A 23555-nucleotide genomic window follows, 5' to 3' on the forward strand; every position below is an offset into this window, starting at 1 on the left:
TTTATTCCCGGCTGACGCCGGTCCTGTTGGCGGGCTGATGACGTTCCCGTGAGGGCACTCGGCCCTCAGCGCGCCTCGTGCGCGATCCGCTGGCGGGGCTTGGCGTGCCATTTCGGACCGGGGCCGCGCATGCAATAAAGCTCGGGCCGGAGGGATCGGGAGGTGAGAGCCGATGCAGAGAGCTGCCGATCACGAACGCGAGAGCAAGACAACCGCCGAACGCATCATTCCGTTCGATCGCGCGCGGACCTTCATCACCTTCTCGGTCGTGCTGTACCACTCCACGATCAACTACACCCATTTCGGCATCGGCGGCGATCGCATGCGCTGGCTCGGCTTCGACCTCGTGGTGCTGTTCAACGACAGCTACTTCATGGCCTGCATGTTCTTCATCTCCGGACTGTTCGTTCACGGCAGCCTGATGCGAAGAGGGGCGGCGGATTTTCTTGAAATGCGTGGCTTTCGACTCGGCATCCCCTTCCTGGTCTCCATCCTGGTCGTGATGCCGATTGCCTATTACCGCTACTACTTCACCGAATTCGATTTCCTGCAGTTCTGGCGACACATGATCGTGGTCGGCCCATGGTCGAGCGGATCGGCCTGGTTCCTGTGGGTGCTGCTGGTCCTCAATGCGCTCGCAGTCCTGGTTTGGCGCGCGGCGCCCCAAGCGATCGGGCGGCTTTCGCGGCGCGCCGCCGAGCTGGGCGACCGCCCGATGGCCGCCTTTGCCGCCTTCCTGCTGTTCTCGGTCGTCATCTACCTGCCGCCGCGGATCGCGTTCGGCGATGCCACATGGTTCACGCCGGGCCACTATCCATTTCCGATCCAGGATAGCCGCATCCTGCTTTATGCCGGCTATTTCTTCGCCGGTGCGGCCGTCGGCGCGGCCGGTTTGCGAGCCGGGCTGCTTGCCGAGACCGGCGAGATCGCGCGTCGCTGGTGGCTGTGGGCGCTCTTTGCGCTCATCTTCTATGGCGCCATCCTGCTTTTCGTCTACGTGCACCACAACTGGATCTCCGATTTCCGCTCGCCGCCATTGTGGTGGCACATGGCCTATGCACTGTCCTTCGCGTTGTTTTGCGCGTCGATGACCTTCACCGTTCCGGCGGCATTTCTGCGCTTTGCCCAAACCCCCTTCCGCCTGCTCGACGCCATGCGGCCCTCGGCCTACGGCATCTATCTCCTGCATTTCGTCCCGCTGCTCTGGCTGCAATACCTGGTCTACGACCCGGCCTTTCCGGCATTCGTCAAATTCGCCATCGTTTTTGCCGGCACGCTTTCGGCGAGTTGGGCGATGACGATTGTGTTGCGAAAGTTTTCTGTCGTCGCGCGAATGATTTGAGGTGGCAGGTTTGCGCCGCGAGATGCCCGCGCCAAGCGTTGACAAGCGAGCCGATTGCCCCTGTAATTCCCCGATATTTTACTGTTGATCCTGCCCGTGGAGATTGCCCCATGATGAATTTCAGCCGGCGCGACGCCTTGAAGCTATCTGCGGGCATGGCTCTGACGGCCGCGGGATCCGGTTTCTCCTGTGTCGAGGTCGCCAAGGCCGGCCCGATCGAGGTGCCGACCATCGATAAGCTCAGCGTGCGGGTTCTGGTCGACAGCGCGAGCGACATCTTCTTCCGCCCGATGGTCGTGAGCGGGGTCAAGACCGAGCCCGGTCGCTCCTCGGACTCGAAGCGACCGCTGCACAGCGAGTGGGGGCTTTCGCTCTATGTGGAGCCGCAGCGCGGCGACGAGAAGAAGACGTTCCTGCTCGACTTCGGTTGGACGCCGGAGACCATCAACGGCAACATGGAGCTGTTGAAGGTCGATCCGTCCAGGATCGACGCCCTGATCATGAGTCACGGCCATTTCGATCATTGGGGTGGGCTGCTCGGCTTTCTCGACAAGCACCGCAAGGACCTGCCGGATGACCTCACCATGTATGCCGGCGGCGAGGACAATTTCTGCCAGCGCTATGTCCGGGCAGGGGCACAAGGCGAGCTCAGCGATTACGGCATGCTCGACCGCCGCGATCTCGCCAGACAGAATGTGAAGGTCGTGCTGTGCGAAACACCGGTCGTGATCGGCGGCCAGGCTTTTACCACCGGCAAGATCAAGCGCAACAGCATCGAGAAGGTGCTGCCGAACTCGCTGGTCGAGTTCAAGCTCAAGGATGGCGCGGGCTGCAACGCCAGCCACTATCTGCCGGCGGAAATGGAGGGCAAGATCGTGCCCGACGAGCATATCCACGAGCACGCCACCTGCTTCAACCTGAAGGACAAGGGCCTGATCGTGATCTCCTCCTGCGGCCACGTCGGCATCGTCAATTCGGTGCGGCAGGCGATGGAGGTGTCGGGCGTCGAGAAGGTCCACGCCATCATGGGTGGCTTCCATCTCGGCCCCGCGCCGGCCGACTATCTCAAGCTCGTGGTTGGCGAGATCAGCAAGCTGAATCCGGACGTCCTGATACCCATGCATTGCAGCGGGCTCAATTTCACCGAGGAGGCGATGCGGCAGATGCCGGGCAAGGTGCTGACCACGACGACCGGCAGCCGCATCACCTTCGGCATCTGACCTGCGCCCACGATGAACGCGCTGCGGCCTTGCGCGCTTCTGCTTGCCACATTGCTGATCGGCGCGGGCGCTGGCGTGGCGGAGGAGCAGCCCTCCGCCGCGCAGATGATGGACGACCTGATGTACGGCCGCGGCCCGATCGGCGGGCCATTCACGCTCACCGATCACACCGGGCGGCTGCGCAGCGACAGCGAATTTCGCGGCAGGCTGATGATCGTCTATTTCGGCTATACCTTCTGCCCCGACGTCTGCCCCACCGACCTGCAGGCAATCACCCAGGCGCTGCACGCGTTGGGACCGCTGGCGGCCGAGGTGCAGCCGATCTTCATCACCATAGATCCCGAGCGCGATACCAAGGTGCTCGCTGACTACGTCTCGGCTTTCCATCCCAGCCTGGTCGGCTTGACCGGTTCGCCCGCCGAGATCCGAAAAGTCGCCAATTCCTACAAGGCGTTCTACACCAGGGTCAGTGACGAGCGGACCGGCGAGTATTCGATCGACCATTCCGGCGTCATCTACCTGATGGGTCGGAATGGCGAATATCTGGGCTTCATGCCGCCGCAGACGGGTCCGGAGCGCCTCACCGACATTCTGCGCACTCACCTTACGAAGTAGACGCCTCTCTCACGAGCTCCACAGCGCCAGCGTCGCCTGCGCGCATTCGTTCATCACGGTGAGCGCGCGCTGCACGGTTGCCTCGCCCAGCACGAACGGGTTCGGCCCATCTGCTTTCTTTTCCGCGAGCTTCTCGACGGCGTGGTCATATTGACTGTGGTTGGAGATGAAGACGTCGACACCCTGCTGTTTCGCAATCTTGAGTGCGCGGGCGGTCGCGCCGATATAGGCCTGCAGCCGCTCCGGCTTCTTGCCGAAATTGAAGGCGGTCCCACCCCACAGCAGCGCGCGATGCTTCTGCGATCCCGACCACACGTCGAACAGCGGGGAGATCGTGCCCATGGTGTGACCGGGGGTGACCAGGATGTCGAGCGTGGTGTCGCCCAGCGTCACCTTCGCGCCATCGGTGACCGAGACATCGCGCCTGGGTGGCCGGTCCCAGAGCGGGCTGTCGAATTCAAGCTTGGTCTCCATCATGGTCCAGTCGGCCTCGCTCGCGACCACGCGCGATTTGTATTTGTCGACGAAGTAGTTGGCGCCGCCATAATGATCGCCGTGCCCGTGGGTGACGATGATGGTCTTCACCTCGGCCGGATCGAGCCCGAGCGTCTTGAGCCCGCCCTCGACGATGCGCTGGGCCTCGTCCTCATTATCCATGGCGTCGATCAGGATGATGCCGGCTGATGTGGTGATCGCCCAGCAGCTCACCCATTTGCTGCCGACGAAATAGAGATTGTCGAAAGCCTTGCCCGGCGGCGGCGCCGGCATGGTCATCAGCGCCTTTAGGTCGGGGCTCTCCGGCTTGAAGTTCGGATCGGCCGATTGGCCGAGGGTGAGATAGGCGGTGAGATCGGACCCGGCGGCCTCCTTCGCCGCCGCCAGATGCTGCGCTACACCGGGCGAGGGCGTCTGGCCGAAGGCGAGGGAAGGTGCGGCAAGCATGGCGCAGCAGGCGCAGCCAAGTTTCAAGAACGCGCGCCGGCTGGCCGCGCTGGAGGAGGTTTCTTCGGCGCGGAACGATGTGACGGGCGGACGTTGGAAGCGTGGCATCTTTCTTCTCCTTTATTGTTATTGTTGTTGCGGCTGCGCAGGTCAGCGCGCATCTTCCAGGATCATTGTGGCACCTTTTTCGGCGATCATCGCGGTCGGCGTATTGGTGTTGCCCGAGGTGATGGTCGGCATGATCGAGGCGTCGACCACGCGAAGGCCGCCGAGGCCGAAGAACCGCAGCCGCTCGTCGACCACGGCCATGGGATCGTTCGCGGTGCCCATCTTCGCCGTGCCGACGGGATGGAAGATGGTGGTACCGATGTCGCCGGCGGCCTTTGCCAGGGCCGCATCGTCGTCACCGACGGAGGGGCCAGGCAGGAACTCGCTCGGCGAGAACGGCGCCAGCGCCTTCTGCCGCATCAGCCGGCGCGTGGTGCGGATGGCATCGGCCGCGACCTGGCGGTCATCTTCGGTCGACAGGTAATTCGGTGCGATCGAGGGCGCGGCCGCCGGATCAGCGGAGCGGATCTTCACCATGCCGCGTGAGGTCGGCTGCAAATTGCAGGCGCTCACGGTAATCGCAGGGAAGCGGTGCAGGGGATCGCCGAACTTGTCGAGCGACAGGGGTTGCACGTGGAATTGGATGTTGGCCCGCGCCCGCGTCGTGTCGGAGCGTGTGAAAATGCCGAGTTGCGACGGCGCCATGGTCAGCGGCCCACGACGACGGAAGGCGTAATCGAGCCCCATCAGCGCGCGGCGCGGCAGCGACCAGTAGGTCTCGTTCAGCGTGCGCACGCCGCTGACCTTGTAGATCGCGCGCTGCTGCAGGTGATCCTGCAGATTGCGCCCGACGCCGGGCTTGTCGAGCACGATTTCGATGCCGAGTTCATTGAGCCAGTCGGCGGGGCCAATGCCGGAGCGCTGCAGCACCTGCACCGATCCGATCGCGCCGGCACTGAGGATCACCTCGCCCTTGGCGCGTGCTTCGATCATCTCGCCGCCCTGGCTGAAGCGCACGCCGACGGCGCGGCCGTTCTCTATCAGGAGACGCTCGACCAGTACGTTCGTTTCCAGCCGCAGGTTCGGCCGGCTCAACGCGGGCTTGAGGAAGCCGCGAGCGCTCGACCAGCGGCGGCCGCGCTTCTGGTTGACATGGAAATAGCTGACGCCTTCGTTGTCGCCGGTGTTGAAGTCCGGGATCTTCCTGATCCCCATCTCGGCGGCGGCTTCGCCGACCGCATCGAGCACCGCCCAGGACAGCCGCGGCGCCTCGACGCGCCAGCCGCCTCCGACCCCGTGATGCTCGCTTTCGCCGAGGAAATGATCTTCGAGCTTCCGAAACAGCGGCCAGACATCGTCGCGGCCCCAGCCGGAAAGCCCCAATTGCCGCCAATGGTCGTAATCGGCGCCCTGGCCGCGCATCGAGATCATGGCGTTGATTGCGGAGCAGCCGCCGATCACCTTGCCTCTCGGATAGGCCAGCGAGCGGCCGTTGAGCCCCGGCTCAGGCTCGGTGCGAAACATCCAGTCGGAGCGGGGATTGCCGATCGCGTAGAGGTAGCCGACCGGGATGTGGAACCATATCCAGTTGTCGTCACCGCCGGCTTCCAGGATCAGGACCCGCTTTCTGGCATCCTGCGACAGCCGGTTGGCGAGAATGCAGCCGCTGGTGCCGGCGCCGACCACGATATAGTCGAAATCCCCTTCGAGCCGCTTCATAGCTCCCTCACGTCCAGTGCTTTTTCATGCCCATAACGGGCCATGCGGCCGCTGTACAGGTCGGCTTTCAGGGTTGGGCGGAACGCGGCTTGCATGCTAAACAGGCACATATTTGTTTTGTCCCAACCATAAAAACCGAGGCTGTCATGCCCATCGTCAATCGCGTCGCCGATCTGCACCCCGAAATCCAGGCCTGGCGCCGCGACATCCACCAGCATCCCGAACTGCTTTATGACGTCCACCGCACCGCGGCCTTCGTTGCCGACAGGTTGCGCGAATTCGGCTGCGACGAGGTCGCAACCGGCCTCGGCAAGACCGGCGTGGTCGGCGTCATCAGGGGCAAGAAGTCTGCGAAGGATGGCGATCTCAAGGTGATTGGTCTGCGCGCCGACATGGATGCTCTGCCGATCGAGGAGGCGACCAATCTGCCCTATGCGTCCAAGACGCCGGGCAAGATGCACGCCTGCGGCCATGACGGCCACACCGCGATGCTGCTCGGGGCTGCGCGCTATCTCGCCGAGACCCGCAATTTCGCCGGCAACGCGATCGTGATCTTCCAGCCGGCGGAGGAGGGCGGCGCGGGCGCGGCCGCAATGATCAAGGACGGCTTGATGGACCGGTTCGGCATCGAGCAGATCTATGGCATGCACAACGGGCCGGGGATTCCGATCGGCTCCTTTGCGATCCGCCCCGGCCCCATCATGGCGGCAACGGATGAACTCAACATCTCGATTCAGGGGCATGGCGGGCATGCCTCGCGGCCGCACAAATGCATCGACTCCGTGCTGGTCGGTTCGCAGATCATCACCGCGCTGCAGCAGATCGTGTCGCGCAACGTCGATCCGCTGGAGTCGGCCGTGATCTCGGTCTGCGAATTCCACGCCGGCACCGCGCGCAACGTGATCCCGCAGACGGCGGAGCTGCGCGGCACCATCCGCACCTTGACCCCCGAAGTGCGCGCGCTCGTGGAACGGCGGATCGGCGAGGTCGTCGCCGGTGTCGCCCAGATGACCGGCGCCAAGATCGATCTCGATATCAAGCGCGGCTATCCTGTCACCGTCAACCATGTCGCCCAGACCGAGCTTGCCACCGACATTGCCAAGGAGGTCGCCGGGAACAACAACGTGCTGGAGACCCCGCCGCTGATGGGCGCCGAGGATTTCTCCTACATGCTGGAAGCGCGTCCCGGCGCCTTCATCTTCTGCGGCAATGGCGACAGCGCGGGCCTGCATCACCCCGCCTATAATTTCAACGACGAGGCGATCCTCTACGGCACCTCGTTCTGGATCAAGCTGGTGGAAAACACGCTCGCGGCGTGAGGTTGCGTCGGCAGGTGTTGCTATCGGGGCCTCGTGGTTCGAGACGGCGAGGCGAAATCTGGTCCGGAGACCTGACCGCCCTTCCTCACCATGAGGGTCTGAGGGCGTGCCGCACCTGACGCCGTCATCCTCAGGAGGCCGCGAGCGCGGCCGTCTCGAAGGATGGGCCGCGATTGAGACTGCCGACACGACCTTGCGTTCTCGCGGCGCATTCTGCCCGCGGCTTTGGGTTTCACTGCGCTCCGCTGCCATGCATTCCCGCTTCGCCATCCGCTCTAGCGGAGCGGCCGCCTGTCATGCTTTGATGGTATCGGGTGATAAACAAGCCGCGCAAAAGCGGCAGCCGACGGCTTTTGCCGCTGGATCTGAGACCTCAAAGGGAGGACGGGCTTGGAAAAGACCGGTCGAACGATGCTGGCCAAGATCTGGGACCGGCACGTCATCGCGCGCTTGAGCGAAGATACCGATCTCCTGCATATCGACCGCCATCTGCTGCACGATCTCGGCGGCTCGCGCGGGCTGCTCAATCTCAAAAGCAAGGGACTGAAAGTCCACAACCCCGAACTGACTTTCGCGACTCCGGACCATGCCATTTCCACCGCGCATGGCCGCGCCGGAACCAGCAAGATCGGACAGGAGCTGCTGGCGGCGCTGCGGGTCGAAACCTCAGCCAGCGGCATCCGGATGTTCGATGTCGATCAGCCCGGCCAGGGCATCGTCCATGTCATCGGCCCCGAACTCGGCCTGAGCCTGCCGGGCGCGACAATCGTCTGCGGTGACAGCCACACCTGCACCCATGGCGGGCTGGGCGCGCTCGCCTTCGGCATTGGCTCGAGCGAGCTTACGCACGTGCTGGCGACGCAGGCGCTGATCCAGCGCCGGCCGAAAACCATGCGCGTGAAATTCGGAGGGAGACTTCCGCTCGGCGTGACCGCCAAGGACATGATTCTCGCGCTGATCGGCCATATCGGTGCGGCTGGCGGCACCGGCTATGCCGTCGAATATGCCGGCAGCGCCATCCGCGCGCTGCCGATCGAGGGACGGCTCACCGTCTGCAATCTCTCGATCGAGCTAGGCGCCAAGATGGGCATGGTCGCGCCGGACGAGAAGACTTTTGAATTTCTGCGCGGGCGGCCCTATGCGCCAGAGGGCGCAATGTGGGAGCAGGCGGTTGCGGCGTGGCGCGAGCTTCCGAGCGATGCCGACGCGGTGTTCGACCGGGAAGTCCTGATCGATGTCGAAAAGATCATTCCGCAGGTGACCTGGGGCATCAGCCCCGAACATGTGATCGGCGTCGATGGCTGCATACCCGATCCGGGCAATGTGGACGATCCCGCGCGCCGCGCTGCGATCGAGACCGCGCTCGATTACATGGGCCTCAAGGCCGGCGCGCTGATCGCGGGCACCCCGGTCGATTGGGTCTTCATCGGCTCCTGCACCAACAGCCGCCTGAGCGATCTGCGCGCGGCGGCCGAAATCGCGCGCGGCCGGAAGGTGGCTGCGGGCGTGAAGGCTTGGGTGGTGCCGGGGTCGGAGACCATCAAGCGGGAAGCGGTGGCCGAGGGGCTCGACAAGGTCTTCACCGAGGCCGGTTTCGAATGGCGCGAGCCGGGCTGCTCGATGTGCCTGGCCGCCAACGGCGAGACAGTCGCGCCCGGGCAGCGCTCGGTCTCGACCTCGAACCGCAATTTCGTCGGACGTCAGGGGCCGCTCGCGCGCACGCATCTCGCAAGCCCCGCAAGTGCTGCGGCCGCGGCGATTGCCGGCGCGATTGCCGACGTCCGGACCATGGGGCGCTGACATGCCGAAACCGTTCAACAAGCTGACCGCGATCGCCGCGCCGATCATGCGCAGCAATATCGACACCGACGTCATCATCCGCATCGAGCGCCTCGTTGGCAACTCCGTGCGCGGCTCACTCGGCAAATGGGCGTTCGGCTCGCTGCGCTATCTGCCCGACGGCTCCGAGAACCCCGATTTCATCCTGAACCGGGAGCCGTATCGGGGCGCGGAGATCCTCGTGACCGGTCCCAATTTCGGGTGCGGGTCCTCGCGTGAGGGCGCGGTATGGTCGCTGCAGGAGATGGGCATCCGCGCCGTCATCGGCTCCGGCTTCGGCGACATCTTCTTCGCCAACTGCTTCCAGAACGGAATCCTGCCCGTGGTCGTCGACAAGGAGATCGTCGATTCCCTTGCCGCCGACATCGAGGCGACACAAGGCGCCGGGCGGCTCAGCATCGATCTGGAGGCGCAGACGATCGTTTCGCCCTCCGGCAAGCAGCACATATTCGAGATCGATCCGCGACGGCGCGAAGGCCTGCTGCAGGGATTGGACGAGGTCGCGCTGACGCTCCAGCGCGACGACGAGATCAGGAGCTTCCAGGCCGCCGACCGTGCGGCGCGGCCCTGGATCCATTTTGCGAGGCCATCGGCATGAACAACGCGTCCAACATGGTGAAGGTCGCCGTCGTCGGCGGCGAGGGGATCGGGCCTGAGGTGACCGCGCAGTCGCGCCGCATCCTCGACTGGTTCGCGGCCAAACGCGGCGTGCCCATGACGATGCGCGAGGCGCAATATGGCCTCATTCCCTATCTTGCGACCGGCAAGGTGCTGCCCGACGACACGCGCAAGGCGATGGACGAGGCCGACGCCATCCTGTGGGGCGCGACCGGAGGCCCCGAGACCAAGGAGGTGCCGGCGGCGGCGCGCAAGGCGGGCAGCTTGCTGTCGCTCCGCAGCAAATACGATCTCTACGCCAATCTGCGCCCGATCGTAGCGAGCGCCGCACTCTCGGCGTCCGCGCCGCTCAAGCCGGAGGTACTCGACGGCGTCGATTTCGTCATCATCCGCGAGCTCACCAGCGGTATCTATTTCGGCGAGCCGCGCGGCATCGAGACCCTGCCCGATGGGCAACGGCGCGGCTTCAACACCGAGCAGTACACCACCAACCAGGTTCGCCGTGTCGCGCGTTCGGCCTTTGAGCTGGCGCGGACGCGGCGGAACAAGGTCTGCTCGGTCGACAAGGCCAATGTGCTGGAGACCAGCGTGCTCTGGCGCGAGGAGGTGATCGCGCTGCACAACGAGGAGTTCTCCGACGTCGAGCTGACCCATCTCTATGTCGACAATGCCGCCATGCAGATCGTGCGCGATCCCCGGCAATTCGACGTGATGGTGACGGGCAACATTTTCGGCGACATTCTCTCGGATTGCGCGGCGATGGCGTCAGGCTCGCTCGGCATGCTGCCCTCGGCCTCGCTCGGCCCCGTCGATCGCTTCGGTCGCCGCAAGGCGCTTTACGAGCCGGTGCATGGCAGCGCGCCCGACATCGCGGGCAGGGGCATCGCCAATCCGCTCGGCTCAATCTTGAGCGTTGCGATGATGCTGCGGCTGACGCTGAACCGGCCTGAAGATGCGGATTTGCTGGAGCAGGCGGTGCAAATCGCGCTCGCGGCCGGCGCGCGAACTGCGGATATTGCCGAGCCCGGTGTGAAGAAACTCTCGACCGTGGAAATGGGTGATGCCGTGTTGCACGCGCTCGACAAGGTCGCGGGCAAGGAAAGGGAGCATGCGTGATGGCTCAAATGCCCATGGCTCATGTGTCCCGACGTACGGCGCTGATGGTGGTTGCAGGCGCAGGCACGGCGCTCGCGGGCCGGCGCGCCCGCGCTGAAGATGCGAGCGGCCGCGCGATCTATCCGGTCGCGATACCGATCTATCAGACCCAGTTCATCGCCGACCGGATCGGTTACTTCAAGGAAGCCGGGCTCGACTGCAAGCTGATCCAGGGCGGCAGCGGCGTGAAGACACGCGAGATCATCGCCTCCTCGCAAGGCGATGTCGGGATCGGCGACATCACCCATCCGATGCAGCTCTCCAATCACGGCCGTGCGGGCCGTGTCCTCATGCCGGTCGACACGCGATCGAGCGCGGTGATGTTCATCATCCGCAAGGACTTGAAGGACCAGGGGATCAATACGCTGGAGGGATTTACGCAGTGGAAGCGGCCGGACGGCCGCAAGCCGATCGTCTCGGTGTCGTCGCTCGGCGGCACCAACCATGTCTGGGCGTCCTATTACATGGAGACGATGGGGCTCGACGACAAAGTGACCTGGATCGGCACCGGCAATGTCGACACCATGCTGGGCTCCTTGAAATCGAAGCAGGTCGACATTCTCGTCAGCTCGCTGTCGCTGCTCAACGAGTCGCGCGAGCAGGGCTGGGGCGAGCTGTTGTTCGACGGCACGGATGAGGCGATCTGGAACAAATATATCGGCGGCAAGGTGCCGGTCACCGCGCATTTCACGCTGCAGTCGACCATCGACAAGGACCCGGCCAAGATGCAGGCCTTCGTCACCGCGCTGTGGCGCGCGGCGCAATGGATCAAGGCGCACAAGCCGGAAGAAATCTACGACGCGATCGAGCCCTATGTCGGCAGCACGTCGCGGACGGCAAACCTGCTCGAAATCACTTCGCTGCAGAAGGTCGCGGATTACGAAGGCACCATCGAGGCCGCGGACTTTACCCGTGGCGAGAAGGTGTGGTTCCGTGAGATGACCGGCATCAAGCCGCTGGCGATCGCCGACGTTGTCAGCCCGAGCTTCATCGCGGCGGCGCGAAAGGCCTATCCGGATTGACGGTGCAAGAGACGACCGCAGCGCCGTTGTCGAAGGGTACCCGGCGGATCGAGGTCCGGGGCTTGAGCAAGTCGTTCCAGCTCGCGGGTACCACGATCGAAGCCGTCCGCGACGTCTCCTTTGCCGTGCGTCGCGGCGAGTTCGTCGCGTTGCTCGGGCCCTCCGGCTCGGGAAAAAGCACCGTGCTCAACATGATCGCGACCCTGATCCGGCCAAGCCGCGGCGAAATTCTGATCGACGGCAGGCAGGTCACAACCGGCAAGGCGACGCCCAATGTCGGCTATGTCTTCCAGCGTGACACGCTGTTTCCTTGGCGCAGCGTGGCGGACAATATCGGTTACGGCCTGCAGCTCGCCGGCATGCCTGAGCGCGAACGCAAGGCGCGGATCGCTGCCAGCATTGCGCAAGCCGGCCTGAAGGGGTTCGAAGACGCCTACCCCTCGGCGCTGTCGGGCGGAATGCGCCAGCGCGCGGCCCTGATGCGGACCCTGATCGTCGAGCCGCAGATCCTTCTGATGGACGAGCCGTTCGGCGCGCTCGACACCCACACCAAGATCGACATGCATGAGGTGCTGTTGCGGATCTGGGAGCGCGAGCAGCAGACGGTGCTGTTCGTCACCCATGACCTCGGCGAGGCCCTGACGCTGGCCGATCGCATCATCCTGTTCTCGGCGCGGCCCGGTCGGATCAAGGACATGTTCGATGTCGACGTGCCGCGGCCGCGCGATGCAGTGAAGGTGCGGGAGACGCCGCGTTATGCCGAGCTGTTCAAGCACATCTGGCATTCGCTCGGCGAAGAATTCGTGAAGGGCCGCGAGCCATGAAGCGATATCGCGGGCTCGATACGATCGCCTGGCAGCTCGGGATCTGCGTCGTTGTGCTGTCGGTCTGGCAATGGGGCTATGACCTGCACGCTAAATTACCGTGGCTGGTGCCGGATCTGCTCGATCCCTATTTCATCTCCAAGCCGTCGGAGATCTTCGACAACTTTCTGCAGCTCGGCTGCTTCAAGTCCAAGCTCGGCACCTATAATGGCTGGCTGAACGGCGATATCGCCAAATGCCTGGCGCGCAACCAGAACAATCTCTGGATCGCCACCGCCGTTACGCTGAAGAACACATTCTCCGGCTTTCTGACCGGCGTAGCCAGCGGCTTCGTCGCCGGGCTGATCCTGGGACGCTCCGACCGGCTCAGCGCCATCTTCCAGCCCTTCATCACCGCGGTGAACTCGATCCCGCGCATTGCACTGGCGCCGATCATCGTGCTCGCCTTCGGCATCGGTGACGCCTCAAAGATTGTCACCTCCTGGATCGTGGTGGTGTTCCTCGTGTTCTTCAACACCTTCGAGGGCGCGCGCTCGATCGACGAGGGGTTTGTCAACGCCGCGCGGCTGTTGGGCGCCAGCGAATGGCAGATCACCCGCACGGTCGTGATCCCCTCGACCATGGCGTGGGTGTTCGCCTCGCTGACGCCGGCGATCTCCTTTGCGCTGATCGGCGTCATCGTCGGCGAGTTCATCGGCGCCGAGCGCGGCATCGGCCGGCTGATCATCGAATCAGAGGCGCGCGGCGAGGCCTCCGGCATGATGGTTGCGGTCATCGTGCTGATGCTGGTGGGTGTAGTGCTGTCCGCGTTGATCTGGCGGCTGCAGGCCTACCTGTTGCGCTGGCAGCAGCACAACAGGGTGGAGTAGGCGAAAGCGCCTCAGCGGTGCTTTAGCGGCACCACCAGGACCTGGCCGGGACGGATGAGATTAGGGTCCCGGATACGGTCGCGATTGGCGCGGTAGACGATCGCGTATTGCTCGCCCGCCCCGTAGGCAAGGCGGCTGATGCGCCACAGGCTGTCACCGCGGGTGACGACCCTGGTCGTGCCACCGGTCGCACTGCTGGCCGCAACGCTTCGGGGCGCGGGTGCGCCGTCATCCGTCGCCGATGCTGCCGCCATCGCCTGCCGCGGCGCGGTGGCCGCGCTGTCCTGCGGCTTTGCGACCGGCGCTGCGACTTGCGCGGCGGCTACCGCCTGTGTCGTGATCGATCCGGTATTGGTATCCGCTTCCTTCACCGTGACCGTCACGCCCTGCTTCGACAGGGCGACCGTCCCGTCAGCCATCTTGGCGCTCAGCGTCAATTCGTAACTGCCGGCGGGCAGATGGGGAGGAACCATGACGAACTGGCCGGATGCATCGGCCACCGCGCGATCGAGCCGCTCACCATTGCGCATGAGGTCGACGGTCGCGCCCGGCGCCGCCCGGCCGGCAATGACCGCATCGCCGCCGGCCTCGACGCGGGCGACGTCGAAGGCGGGGACGAGCGGATCGGCGGCCGGCGGGGGTGGCGATTCCCCGAGATCGGCCGACAGAGCGGCGATCTTGCTTTGGGTGGATGCGAGTGCCGGTGGCGTCTCGGTCTGGGGGGCACTCCTCTCGGCAGTGAGGGGGGCGCTCGCAGGCTTGCTGGCGGCGGCCTCGGACTGGGAAGGCTGCGACATCACACCGACTGGGTGGCTTTCGGCCAGCTGTCCGTGAGGAATCTGCATCACGGCGTAGCCGAGGGCCGCAACGCTCGCCGTGCCCACCAGGAGCATCGGCGCGAATGTCTTTCCGATCGATAATGTCATCATGATGAGCCCCTATGGCCCGTCGATTAACTGCGGTTTGGCGGAACCCTGCGCCGATTTCACCCACCCATCAAGTCCGCTTGTGGGATTAATTCGTTGGATAAAGCTCTTTCCCGGCTTCTGTTACAGATTCGGCTCACGCTGAAGCACACCAATTGAGCTGCGAAATTCCCGCGGCGTCAGACCGATGGCCGCCTTGAAGCTCCGTGTTGCATGTGCGGCGTCGGCGAAGCCGCATTGGGTGGCAAGGTCCGCAATCGACGCGCCGCGCGATGCGGCGCCACCAAGCAGCCGGTGGAACAGCTCGACGCGAAGCTTATGCACATGGCGCTCGAAACTCGTGTCGCGGTCGGCGAAAACGCGGTGCAGCGTACGCTCGGAGATGCCGAATTCACCTGCAACGGCACTTGCGGGACGGATCGCGGCGGCGATGTTGGCCTTGAGATAGGCCTCCAGCAGCGCGAACAGGCTGGACCGGGAGAGCTCATGTCCGGTTCCATTGGCGATCCGCAGCAAAGCCGCGAGGTAGGCCGCGATGTCGGCCTCATCCTGGCCGGCTCGCGCCTCCTTCGCATCGACCGCACTGCGAATGAAGGCCGCGACCGCCCGGGAAAGCGTCGTGGACAACGGAATGGGCCGGGCGCAGAACCGCTCGGCGTCCGGGAATGCATGCAACAAGGCACGCGCGGGCACCATGACCACCAGGACTTCGGCGCGCTGCTCAGGGCCATAGAGCCGGTCCTCGAACGGGCGCCGCGCGTCATAGAGCATGCCGAAACCCGGCGTCATTGTGCCCTCGTTACCGCCCTGGGTCAGCGAGCTCTGGCCGCGCCGCTGAAAGTCGAACATGAAGTCGTCGGCGCCGTCGCGGCTGACCAGCCGCGCGCTGCGGGTGTAGCACTGTGGGCTGCTGTCGAAACGGACCAGCTTTGCCGCGCCGAACTCCACGAACTCGAAGCGGCCGCTGACATGCGTCGAACCGAGCGGCCGCGTTTCGATCTGGGAAAAGGAACGGCAGATCGCCTCGGTCCAGAACGCATGACGTTCGGCCGGGTGGACGCGATCGGTTGAGACGCGGACGGGCATCGGCAAGCCTTGGTTTCAACCTCTACGGTCGCTCAGGACCGGTCCGGCTGGCAAGGGGCTCGCCAGCCGCCGCCTTTCGCTGGCCGCCTTGGCAGGCTGGTTCAAGACGGAGGTATCCGGCCCGGCCTAGGCTTGCGACTGACTAGCAAGAATTGGTCCCGTCATGGCTCGCACAGAACAATCGTTTCACGCCACCATCGCCCATCCCCTCAATCCCCTCAGCGAGGCCGAGGTCGTGCTCGCCGCCGATATCCTGCGGACCGGGAAGAAGCTCGGTCCCGACACCCGCTTTGCCCATATCCAGCTCGATGAGCCGGCCAAGTCCGCAGTGCTGGCCTGGCAGCCAGGCGGGAGGCTGCCCCGGCGTGCCGAGGTCACGCTGTTCGACTGCAAGACCGGCGTCACCCATGTCGCGACCGTCGATCTTACCGCGCGCGAGGTGACCGTCTGGCGGGAGCACTCGACCAAAATCCATCCCTTCGGCCAGCCGCCGATCCTGATCGAGGAGGTGTTCAAGGTCGGCGACATCGTCAAGGCCGACCCCGGCTGGCGCGGCGCCATGAAGCGGCGGGGCTTGAACGATGCCGAGATCGAGCTGGTGCAGGTCGATCCGTTCTCCGCCGGCTATTTCAATCGCGAGGTGGAGAAGGGGCGGCGGCTGGTCAGCGCCGTCTCCTACTGGCGCAAGGACAACAAGGACAACGGCTATGCCCATCCGATCGAGGGCGTGGTGGCGCTGGTAGACCTGATCGAGAACAGGGTGGTCCAGCTCGTCGATGAGCCCGAGATCGTGCCGATCCCCAAGCGGCTGCGCAACTACGACCGGGACTCGATCCCGCACACCCGCACCGACGTCAAGCCGCTCGACGTCGTGCAAAAGCACGGACCGAGTTTTGCCGTGGACGGCTGGAAGGTGAGCTGGCAGAATTTTTCCTTCCGTGTCGGCTGGACTGCGCGCGAGGGGCTGGTGCTGCACCAGATCACCTTCAACGACGGCGGCCGCGAGCGGCCGATCATCTACCGCGCCAGCGTCACCGACATGATCGTGCCTTACGCCGATCCGACCGCGAACCATTTCTGGAAGAGCGCGTTCGATGCCGGCGAATACGGCCTCGGCAAGCTTGCCAATGCGCTCGAGCTTGGTTGCGACTGCCTGGGCCACATTCATTATTTCGACGTCGCGGTGGCCGACGATTACGGTAAGCCGGCCATCATGAAGAACGCGATCTGCCTGCATGAGGAGGATTACGGCATCCTCTGGAAGCACTATGAATTCCGCAATGAAACTTTCGAGGTCCGTCGCTCGCGACGGCTCGTGATCTCGTTTTTCTCGACCGTCGGCAATTACGATTACGGTTTCTACTGGTATTTCTACCAGGACGGTACGATCCAGCTCGAGACCAAGCTGACCGGAATCATCCAGACCGCGGCCGTCGCACCGGGCAAGAGCTATCGCTGGGGCGGCATGGTCGCCGACGGCCTCGGCGGTCCGACGCATCAGCACCTCTTCAATGCGCGGCTGCACATGATGGTCGATGGCGAACGCAACAGCGTCACCGAGCACGAGTTCAGGCCGCGGCCGTTCGGGCCCGACAACCCCTATGGCAATGTGTTCGACACCACCTCGACCGTGCTGACACACGAAAAGGATGCGGCGCGCGAGGCCGACGGCCGCACCGGGCGCTACTGGAAGATCATCAATCCGAACCAGAGAAACAGCGTCGGTGGCCCGACCGGCTACAAGCTGATCGCGCATGTCGCACCGGTGATGCTGGCGCAGGACAACTGCTACATGACCACGCGCGGCGGTTTTGCCACCAAGCATGTCTGGGTGACGCGCTACGCACCGGACGAGCGCTACGCCGCCGGCGAATTCCCCAACCAGCATGCCGGCGGCGACGGCCTGCCGAAATATGTCGCGCAGGACAGGGACATCGAGAACCAGGACATCGTGGTCTGGCACAGTTTCGGCGCGACGCATGTGTGCCGGCCCGAGGATTTCCCGGTCATGCCGGTCGAATATGTCGGCTTTGCCTTGAAGCCGAATGGCTTCTTCGCCGAAAATCCGGCGATGGATTTGCCGGGCGAGCGCAATAGCGCGAGCCGCGACAACCGTGACAAGGGATCCTGCTGCCAAAGCAGTTGAGGAAATCGCAAAGCCATCAGGGGAGGTGACCATGAACCGCAGGAAGTTCTTCAAGGCTGCAAGTCTCGCCGCGGCGTCCAGCGCACTCAGTGCGCCCGCCATCGCACAGTCCGCACCGACCATTCGCTGGCGCCTGACGACCTCGTTTCCCAAGACGCTCGATACGCTCTACGGCGCCTGCGACATGTTTGCGAAGGCGGTTGGCGATCTCTCCGAGCAGAAATTCCAGATCAGCGTGTTCGGTCCCGGCGAGATCGTGCCGGCCTTCCAGGTGTTCGATGCGGTCGCCAACAACACCGTGGAGATGGGCAACAGCGCGTCCTACTACTACATCGGCAAAGACCTCGCCTTTGCCTTCGGCACGGCCGTGCCGTTCGGGCTCAACACGCGGCAGATGAACGCGTGGCTGGCCTATGGCGGCGGGCTCGACCTGCTCAACGAGCTGCTGCATGCGCCCTTCGGCATTCGCGCCTTTCCCTTCGGCAACACCACGGCGCAGATGGGGGGCTGGTTTCGCAAGGAGATCAAGACGCTCGACGATCTCAAGGGCCTGAAATTCCGCGTCGGTGGCGTGGCCGGCCAGGTGCTGAGCCGGCTCGGCGTGGTGCCGCAGCAGATTCCACCCGGCGACATTTATCCGGCGCTGGAGAAGGGCACGATCGATGCCGCCGAATGGATCGGTCCCTATGACGACGAGAAGCTCGGCTTCCTGAAGGTCGCGCCTTACTACTATTATCCGGGCTGGTGGGAGGGCTGCGCCAACGGCTTTCTCTATATCAACGGTGGCAAATGGGCGGAGCTGCCGAAAGTCTATCAGGACATGGTGGCAATCGCGGCGGGCCAGGTCGCGGCCGATCTCACCGCCAAATATGACGCTCGCAATGCGCAGGCGATCAAGCGGCTGGTTGCGGCCGGCGCCCAGCTCAGACCGTTCTCGCCCGAAATCCTCGACGCCGCCTTCAAGGCAACCACCGAGCTGTTTACGGACGTCGCCGCCAACAACGACAAGTTCAAGAAGCTCTACGATTCCATGACCGCGTTCCGCAACGAGCAATATCAGTGGGACCAGGTCTGCGAAGCGACCTATGACAACTACATGATCCGCCGCCTGCGCGCCTGATCCGGGCTGTTGCAGCTCGTCCGAACGGGAGAGTGATTTGGAGATTCGCACCGGCCGGCCCGTGACGTTGGCGTCGCGGGGGATGGTGACGTCGCCGCATTCGCTTGCCTCCGCCGCCGGCGTCGATGTGCTGCGCGCGGGCGGCTCGGCCATCGATGCGGCGATTGCGGCAAGCGCCGTGCTCGCGGTGGTCTATCCGCACATGACAGGGCTCGGAGGTGACGCGTTCTGGCTCATTCACGATGGCCGAAGCGGCAAGGTCAGTTATCTCAATGGCGGCGGCAAGGCGGCAAGCGGCGCGTCGCTGGCCGCGATGTCCGGGCGGGGGCTCGCCGAAATTCCACTGCGCGGCGTGGTGCCGGCGACGCTGACCGTGCCTGGTGCGGTCGCGAGCTGGATCGTGGCGCACGAGACGCATGGGCGGCTGCCGCTGTCGCGCGTACTCGATAGCGCGATCGGCTATGCGGCGGAAGGTTTTCCGGTCACCGCACGTCTTGCGAGCTTTATCGAGATGATGCGGGAGGATCTGGCGCGGCAACACGAGGCCGCGGCGATCTTCCTGCCCGAGGGAGCGGTCCCGGCACTGGGAACGACGCTCGGAAATCCCGATCTCGCCGCGACCTTGCGGGCCATCGCTGGCGAGCGCTGGTCCGGCTTCTATATGGGGGACATCGCCGCCGAAATGGATCGGTTTTCGCAGGCGGCGGGCGGCTTTTTCCGGCGATCCGATTTTGAGAAGCAGACGGCGAGCTGGGGCGCGCCGCTGGTCGGCCGCTATCGCGATGTTGAAATCTACAACACCCCGCCGCCGACGCAGGGCTTCACGGTGATCGAGATGCTCAATCTGCTGGAGCCCTATGAGCTCGGCAGCATGGACCTGCTCGGGCCGGATCGGGTGCATCTGATGGTGCAGGCCAAGCAGATCGCCTATCACGACCGCGACTCCGTGCTCGCCGATCCCACCTTTGTCGATGTGCCGGCCGAACGCCTGATCTCGAACGACTATGCGCGCGAACGCGGCCGACTGATCGATCCCGCCCGCGCGCTGCGCTGGGATCAGGTGCCATCTTTCGGCAGCCTCGCCGGCGACACTGTTTATGTCGCCGCGGTCGATCGCGAAGGCAATGCCGCCTCGCTGATCCAGAGCCTTTACGGCGCGTTCGGTTCCTGCATGGTGGCGGGACGCACGGGCATCGTGCTGCAGAACCGCAGCGCCTATTTCTCGCTCGATCCTGTCGATCCCAACCGGCTCGAGCCCGGCAAGATCCCGCTGCACACGCTGATCGCCTCGATCGCCAAGCGTGATGATAGGCTATGGACCGTGCTCGGCTGCATGGGCGCCGATGGCCAGCCGCAGATTCAGCTGCAGCTTTATTCCGCGATGATCGATGGCCGGCTCGACATTCAGGAAGCGATCGAGCTGCCGCGCTTTCTCTCCGGCCGCTTCTCGCTCGGCGAGGCGCGCGATACCCTTCACATGGAAGGACGCTTCCCCGCCGCCACCATCGAGGCACTGGAGCGGCGTGGCCATATCGTCAGGCGGTGGGAAGCGTGGAACGAGATGGCCGGCCATGCGCACGGCATCACCCGCGACCCACAGAGTGGCACCCTCAGCGGTGGCGCCGATCCGCGCAGCGACGGGGCGGCGATCGGGTATTGAGATTGCTTGCGGTTGATGTCGAGCACGTGCTTTGCCAAGGTGGTGCAAAGCAGGACCGACAGCGACGGGAGGCAATCCAGAATGACAAAAATCAGGGTGGGGATGGTCGGCTGCGGCTTTGTCTCCGAGCTGCATATGTACGCGTTCCGCCGTGTCTACGGCGTCGATGTGGAGGTGAAGGCGGTTGCGGCGCGCGGGGAGCATGTGGTCGAGTTCGCGCGACGGCACCGGATTCCGACCGCCTATCGCAGTTTTGCTGATCTCATCGCTGATCGCGAGATCGATGTGGTCGACATCTGCACGCCGCCGAACCTGCACACATCCATGATCGTCCGGGCCATGGAGAGCGGCAAGCATGTGATCTGCGAAAAGCCGTTTGCAGGCTATTTCGGGCGCGAGGGTGACCAAACGCCGATCGGCAAGCATGTGCCGAAGGCAGTGATGTATCAGCGCGTGCTGGAGGAGATGGACAAGACTGCAGCGGCGATCAGAAGGACCGGCCGGCTCTTCATGTATGCGGAGGACTGGGTCTACGCGCCGGCAGTGACCAAGATCGCGGAGATCATCAAGGCGACAAAGGACAAGATCCTGTTCATGAAGGGCGAGGAGAGCCACTCCGGCTCGCATGCAGCCCATGCCGCGCAGTGGGCGATGACCGGCGGCGGCTCGCTGATCCGCATGGGCTGCCATCCCCTGTCGGCAGTGCTTTATCTGAAGCAGGTCGAGGCAAAAGCGCGCGGCGAGGCGATCAATGTTGCCAGCGTCACCTGCGATGTCGGCAATGTCACGGCCTGCCTCAAGCCGGAGGAGCGCGCCTTCATCAAGGCCAATCCGGTCGATGTCGAGGACTGGGGCGCGCTCAATGTCACCTTCTCCGACGGCACCAAGGCGACGGTGTTCTCCGGCGACATGATCATGGGCGGAGTGCGCAACGTGATCGAGACCTACACCAGCGGCGGCTCGCTGTTCGCCAATATCACGCCGAATACGCATCTGGTGAGCTACCAGACCAGCGAGGAGAAGCTCGCCGGCGTCTACATCACCGAGAAGGTCGACCGCAAGACCGGCTGGCAATATGTCTGCCTGGAGGAGGAATGGACGCGCGGCTATTTGCAGGAAATCCAGGACTTCATGGAATGCGTAGCCACGGGGCGGCAGCCGCTGTCGGATCTGGCGCTGGCCTATGAGACCATCAAGGTGAACTACGCCGGTTATTGGGCCGCGGAGGACGGGCGCCGGGTGGCGCTCTGACGGTCCAATGTCACCAGCGGCTTTGCAATGGCCCCGCGCCGCCTCATCCCCTGCAAGCTGCCGACGATGCCTTGCGGCATGAAGATGATGCAGAGCACGAGCAGGATGCCGTAGATGGTGTTGGCGGCGCCGATGTAGTCGGTGCCGAACCAGACCCGCAGGCCTTCGGTCAGCGACAGCGTCAGGAGCGAGCCGACGCTCGGGCCGAGCAGCGAATAGACTCCGCCCGCGATCGCCGCGAACACGATCTGCAGCGAGACGGCGATGCCTGAGACGGTCTCGGGGTTGAGATACATCACATATTGGCCGTAGATCGCCCCGCCCACGGCGGTGAGCGCGGCACTGACGATGGTGACGCGCATCTTCTGGCGCATGACGTCGATGCCGACGGCGGCGGCTGCATCCTCGTCCTCCGAGATCGCCTCCAGCGCCTCGCGGCCGATGCCGCGGTCGATGCTGCGCCATGCCGCGAGCCCGGCGAGCCAGAGCAGGACGGCGATGACGTAGAAATAGCCTTTCTCCGGAAATTGCAGTGCGTACCAGGAATGGCCGACCGCCTTCTGGGTGAAGCCCAGCGAGCCCCCGGTAATATCGCGCGCCGCGACCAGCGAGAGCAGGACGACCTGGCTCAGCGCGAGCGTCACCAGCGCAAAATAGTGCCCAACCACGCGGCGGCGGAAGCAGGGATAGCCGACGACGATCGCAAGCAGCACGGCGCCCGCAACGCCCAAGGGAATCCCGAGCCACGGCGTCAAGCCATAATAATTCCAGAGCAGCGCCGGCACATAGGCGCCGACGCCAAGGAATGCGCCATGGCCGAAGGAGACGAAGCCGAAGCGGCCCATCAGGGACCACGCGGTATAGATGAAGGCCCAGATCAGGATCTGGATCACCAGATGCAGGAAATAGGGTGGCGCGAGAAATGGCAGGGCGATCAGGATCGCGAGGCCGACCGCCCAAAGGACGTGATTGAGGTTCATGGCGCGAACAGCCCCCGCGGCCGGATGAACATCAAGACAATGAAGAAGGTGAAGGCGAACACGTAGGACAGTTCGGTCGAGGAGTAATAGCCGCCGATGGCAATGATCTGGCTGATCACGAAGGCGGCGATGAAGCCGCCGATCATGTTGCCGAGCCCGCCGAGCACGCAGATCATGAAGATCACGGGACCGAAGGTGTTGCCGATAAAGGGATGCACGTCATACTGCAGCGCCAGGAGGCAGGCGGCGAGCCCGGCCAGCGCGCCGCCAATGCCGGAGACCACCAGATAGATGCGGCGCTGGTCGACGCCCATCAGGCCCACGATCTCGCGGTCCTGGGAAATGGCGCGGATCGCGGTGCCGATATAAGTGCGCTTGAGGAAGACATAGAGCGCGACCGCGCCGATCAGCGCTACTGCAAAGGCAATCAGCCGGGCGAAGCTGACATAGATGGTGGCGACTTCCAGAACCGGCAGCCGCACGCCGATATTGCGGAAGTCGGTGCCGAACAGGAGCGTCGCAAAGCTCTGCAGGAAGAACAGCAGGCCACCGGTCGCGAGCAGCTGGTTGATCGGCGCGGAGTCCAGCACCGGCGCGATGATGAATAGATGAACGAGGATGCCGAGGGCGGCGATGCCGATGATCGCGATCAGGAAGGCCAGCGGCAGGGGCACGTGATACTGGGCGTAGAGGAAGAAGATCGCATACATGCCGCACATGACGATGTCGGCATAGCAGATCCAGACCACGTCGATGACGCCGAAGATCAGGTTCAGCCCCAGCGCAAGCAGCGCCAGCACCCCGCCGAGCAGGATGCCGTTGATGATGGCTTCGAGAAGATAGATGTCCATTCT

20 protein-coding genes are annotated in these 23555 nt (G+C 64.2%); 14 read left to right on the forward strand and 6 right to left on the reverse strand.

The window, feature by feature from the left end; genetic code table 11:
- The first annotated feature begins 172 nt into the window (after nucleotides 1–172).
- The 3 genes from A3AI_RS0120515 to A3AI_RS0120525 all read left to right on the forward strand — a co-directional run bounded on the left by A3AI_RS0120515 (nucleotide 173) and on the right by A3AI_RS0120525 (nucleotide 3177).
- Nucleotides 173–1342, forward strand: a complete 1170-nt coding sequence (locus A3AI_RS0120515; protein ID WP_024517372.1) for an acyltransferase family protein — start codon at nucleotides 173–175, stop codon at nucleotides 1340–1342.
- A 110-nt stretch (nucleotides 1343–1452) separates the two neighbouring features.
- The gene (locus tag A3AI_RS0120520; protein ID WP_024517373.1) at nucleotides 1453–2562 is read left to right on the forward strand and encodes an MBL fold metallo-hydrolase; all 1110 of its coding nucleotides are present in this window, start codon (nucleotides 1453–1455) and stop codon (nucleotides 2560–2562) included.
- Between the two features lie 12 nt (nucleotides 2563–2574).
- Nucleotides 2575–3177: an SCO family protein gene (locus A3AI_RS0120525; RefSeq protein WP_024517374.1), complete on the forward strand. Its 603-nt coding sequence runs from the start codon at nucleotides 2575–2577 to the stop codon at nucleotides 3175–3177.
- A gap of 9 nt (nucleotides 3178–3186) precedes the next feature.
- On the opposite strand, the gene A3AI_RS0120530 is transcribed toward A3AI_RS0120525, so the two are convergent.
- Together A3AI_RS0120530 and A3AI_RS0120535 are read right to left on the reverse strand one after the other, a co-directional pair.
- Nucleotides 3187–4227 (reverse strand): MBL fold metallo-hydrolase, encoded by a 1041-nt coding sequence (locus tag A3AI_RS0120530; protein ID WP_051382460.1) that lies wholly within the window; start codon nucleotides 4225–4227, stop codon nucleotides 3187–3189.
- A gap of 42 nt (nucleotides 4228–4269) precedes the next feature.
- Nucleotides 4270–5886 (reverse strand): GMC family oxidoreductase, encoded by a 1617-nt coding sequence (locus A3AI_RS0120535; RefSeq protein WP_024517376.1) that lies wholly within the window; start codon nucleotides 5884–5886, stop codon nucleotides 4270–4272.
- A gap of 146 nt (nucleotides 5887–6032) precedes the next feature.
- Here A3AI_RS0120535 and A3AI_RS0120545 point away from each other — a divergent pair, with 146 nt between their 5' ends.
- The 7 genes from A3AI_RS0120545 to A3AI_RS0120575 all read left to right on the forward strand — a co-directional run bounded on the left by A3AI_RS0120545 (nucleotide 6033) and on the right by A3AI_RS0120575 (nucleotide 13532).
- Nucleotides 6033–7205, forward strand: coding sequence for a M20 aminoacylase family protein (locus A3AI_RS0120545; RefSeq protein ID WP_024517377.1), 1173 nt, complete (start codon nucleotides 6033–6035; stop codon nucleotides 7203–7205).
- Nucleotides 7206–7616: 411 nt separating this feature from the next.
- Entirely contained in the window at nucleotides 7617–9005 is a 1389-nt protein-coding gene (gene leuC / locus A3AI_RS0120550) for a 3-isopropylmalate dehydratase large subunit (RefSeq protein ID WP_198030168.1), read from the forward strand.
- A 1-nt stretch (nucleotide 9006) separates the two neighbouring features.
- The gene (leuD, locus tag A3AI_RS0120555) at nucleotides 9007–9642 is read left to right on the forward strand and encodes a 3-isopropylmalate dehydratase small subunit (RefSeq protein ID WP_024517379.1); all 636 of its coding nucleotides are present in this window, start codon (nucleotides 9007–9009) and stop codon (nucleotides 9640–9642) included.
- Nucleotides 9639–10778: a 3-isopropylmalate dehydrogenase gene (gene leuB, locus A3AI_RS0120560; RefSeq protein ID WP_024517380.1), complete on the forward strand. Its 1140-nt coding sequence runs from the start codon at nucleotides 9639–9641 to the stop codon at nucleotides 10776–10778. The genes leuD and leuB overlap by 4 nt, the downstream gene beginning before the upstream one ends.
- Nucleotides 10778–11839: an ABC transporter substrate-binding protein gene (locus A3AI_RS0120565; RefSeq protein WP_036048975.1), complete on the forward strand. Its 1062-nt coding sequence runs from the start codon at nucleotides 10778–10780 to the stop codon at nucleotides 11837–11839. Before leuB ends, A3AI_RS0120565 begins: the two co-directional genes overlap by 1 nt.
- A 2-nt stretch (nucleotides 11840–11841) precedes the next feature.
- On the forward strand, nucleotides 11842–12663 hold the full coding sequence (locus tag A3AI_RS0120570) for an ABC transporter ATP-binding protein (RefSeq protein WP_245286922.1): 822 nt from the start codon (nucleotides 11842–11844) through the stop codon (nucleotides 12661–12663).
- The gene (locus A3AI_RS0120575) at nucleotides 12660–13532 is read left to right on the forward strand and encodes an ABC transporter permease (RefSeq protein ID WP_024517383.1); all 873 of its coding nucleotides are present in this window, start codon (nucleotides 12660–12662) and stop codon (nucleotides 13530–13532) included. The genes A3AI_RS0120570 and A3AI_RS0120575 overlap by 4 nt, the downstream gene beginning before the upstream one ends.
- A gap of 11 nt (nucleotides 13533–13543) precedes the next feature.
- Here A3AI_RS0120575 and A3AI_RS0120580 read toward each other — a convergent pair whose 3' ends face one another.
- Both A3AI_RS0120580 and A3AI_RS0120585 read right to left on the reverse strand, forming a co-directional pair.
- Nucleotides 13544–14461, reverse strand: coding sequence for a LysM peptidoglycan-binding domain-containing protein (locus A3AI_RS0120580; protein WP_024517384.1), 918 nt, complete (start codon nucleotides 14459–14461; stop codon nucleotides 13544–13546).
- A gap of 120 nt (nucleotides 14462–14581) precedes the next feature.
- Nucleotides 14582–15544, reverse strand: coding sequence for a helix-turn-helix domain-containing protein (locus tag A3AI_RS0120585; RefSeq protein ID WP_024517385.1), 963 nt, complete (start codon nucleotides 15542–15544; stop codon nucleotides 14582–14584).
- A 163-nt stretch (nucleotides 15545–15707) separates the two neighbouring features.
- On the opposite strand from A3AI_RS0120585, the gene A3AI_RS0120590 reads away from it, so the two are divergent.
- The 4 genes from A3AI_RS0120590 (at nucleotide 15708) to A3AI_RS0120605 (ending at nucleotide 21721) form a co-directional block, all read left to right on the forward strand.
- A complete protein-coding gene (locus A3AI_RS0120590) occupies nucleotides 15708–17690 on the forward strand; it encodes a primary-amine oxidase (protein WP_024517386.1) in 1983 nt (660 codons plus the stop codon).
- A gap of 31 nt (nucleotides 17691–17721) precedes the next feature.
- Nucleotides 17722–18810: a TRAP transporter substrate-binding protein gene (locus A3AI_RS0120595; protein ID WP_024517387.1), complete on the forward strand. Its 1089-nt coding sequence runs from the start codon at nucleotides 17722–17724 to the stop codon at nucleotides 18808–18810.
- A 37-nt stretch (nucleotides 18811–18847) separates the two neighbouring features.
- Complete coding sequence (ggt, locus tag A3AI_RS0120600) at nucleotides 18848–20470, forward strand: gamma-glutamyltransferase (RefSeq protein ID WP_036048977.1); 1623 nt, start codon at nucleotides 18848–18850, stop codon at nucleotides 20468–20470.
- 81 nt (nucleotides 20471–20551) lie between these two features.
- Nucleotides 20552–21721, forward strand: coding sequence for a Gfo/Idh/MocA family protein (locus tag A3AI_RS0120605; RefSeq protein WP_024517389.1), 1170 nt, complete (start codon nucleotides 20552–20554; stop codon nucleotides 21719–21721).
- Here the strand turns inward: A3AI_RS0120605 and A3AI_RS0120610 are convergent.
- On the reverse strand, nucleotides 21682–22701 hold the full coding sequence (locus A3AI_RS0120610) for a branched-chain amino acid ABC transporter permease (protein WP_024517390.1): 1020 nt from the start codon (nucleotides 22699–22701) through the stop codon (nucleotides 21682–21684). The two genes, A3AI_RS0120605 and A3AI_RS0120610, sit on opposite strands and share 40 nt — an antisense overlap.
- Nucleotides 22698–23552, reverse strand: a complete 855-nt coding sequence (locus A3AI_RS0120615) for a branched-chain amino acid ABC transporter permease (RefSeq protein WP_036048979.1) — start codon at nucleotides 23550–23552, stop codon at nucleotides 22698–22700. Before A3AI_RS0120615 ends, A3AI_RS0120610 begins: the two co-directional genes overlap by 4 nt.
- Nucleotides 23553–23555 lie beyond the last annotated feature (3 nt).

Origin of the sequence: Bradyrhizobium sp. Tv2a-2 (genome assembly GCF_000472425.1) — a bacterium.
Classification (GTDB): domain Bacteria; phylum Pseudomonadota; class Alphaproteobacteria; order Rhizobiales; family Xanthobacteraceae; genus Bradyrhizobium.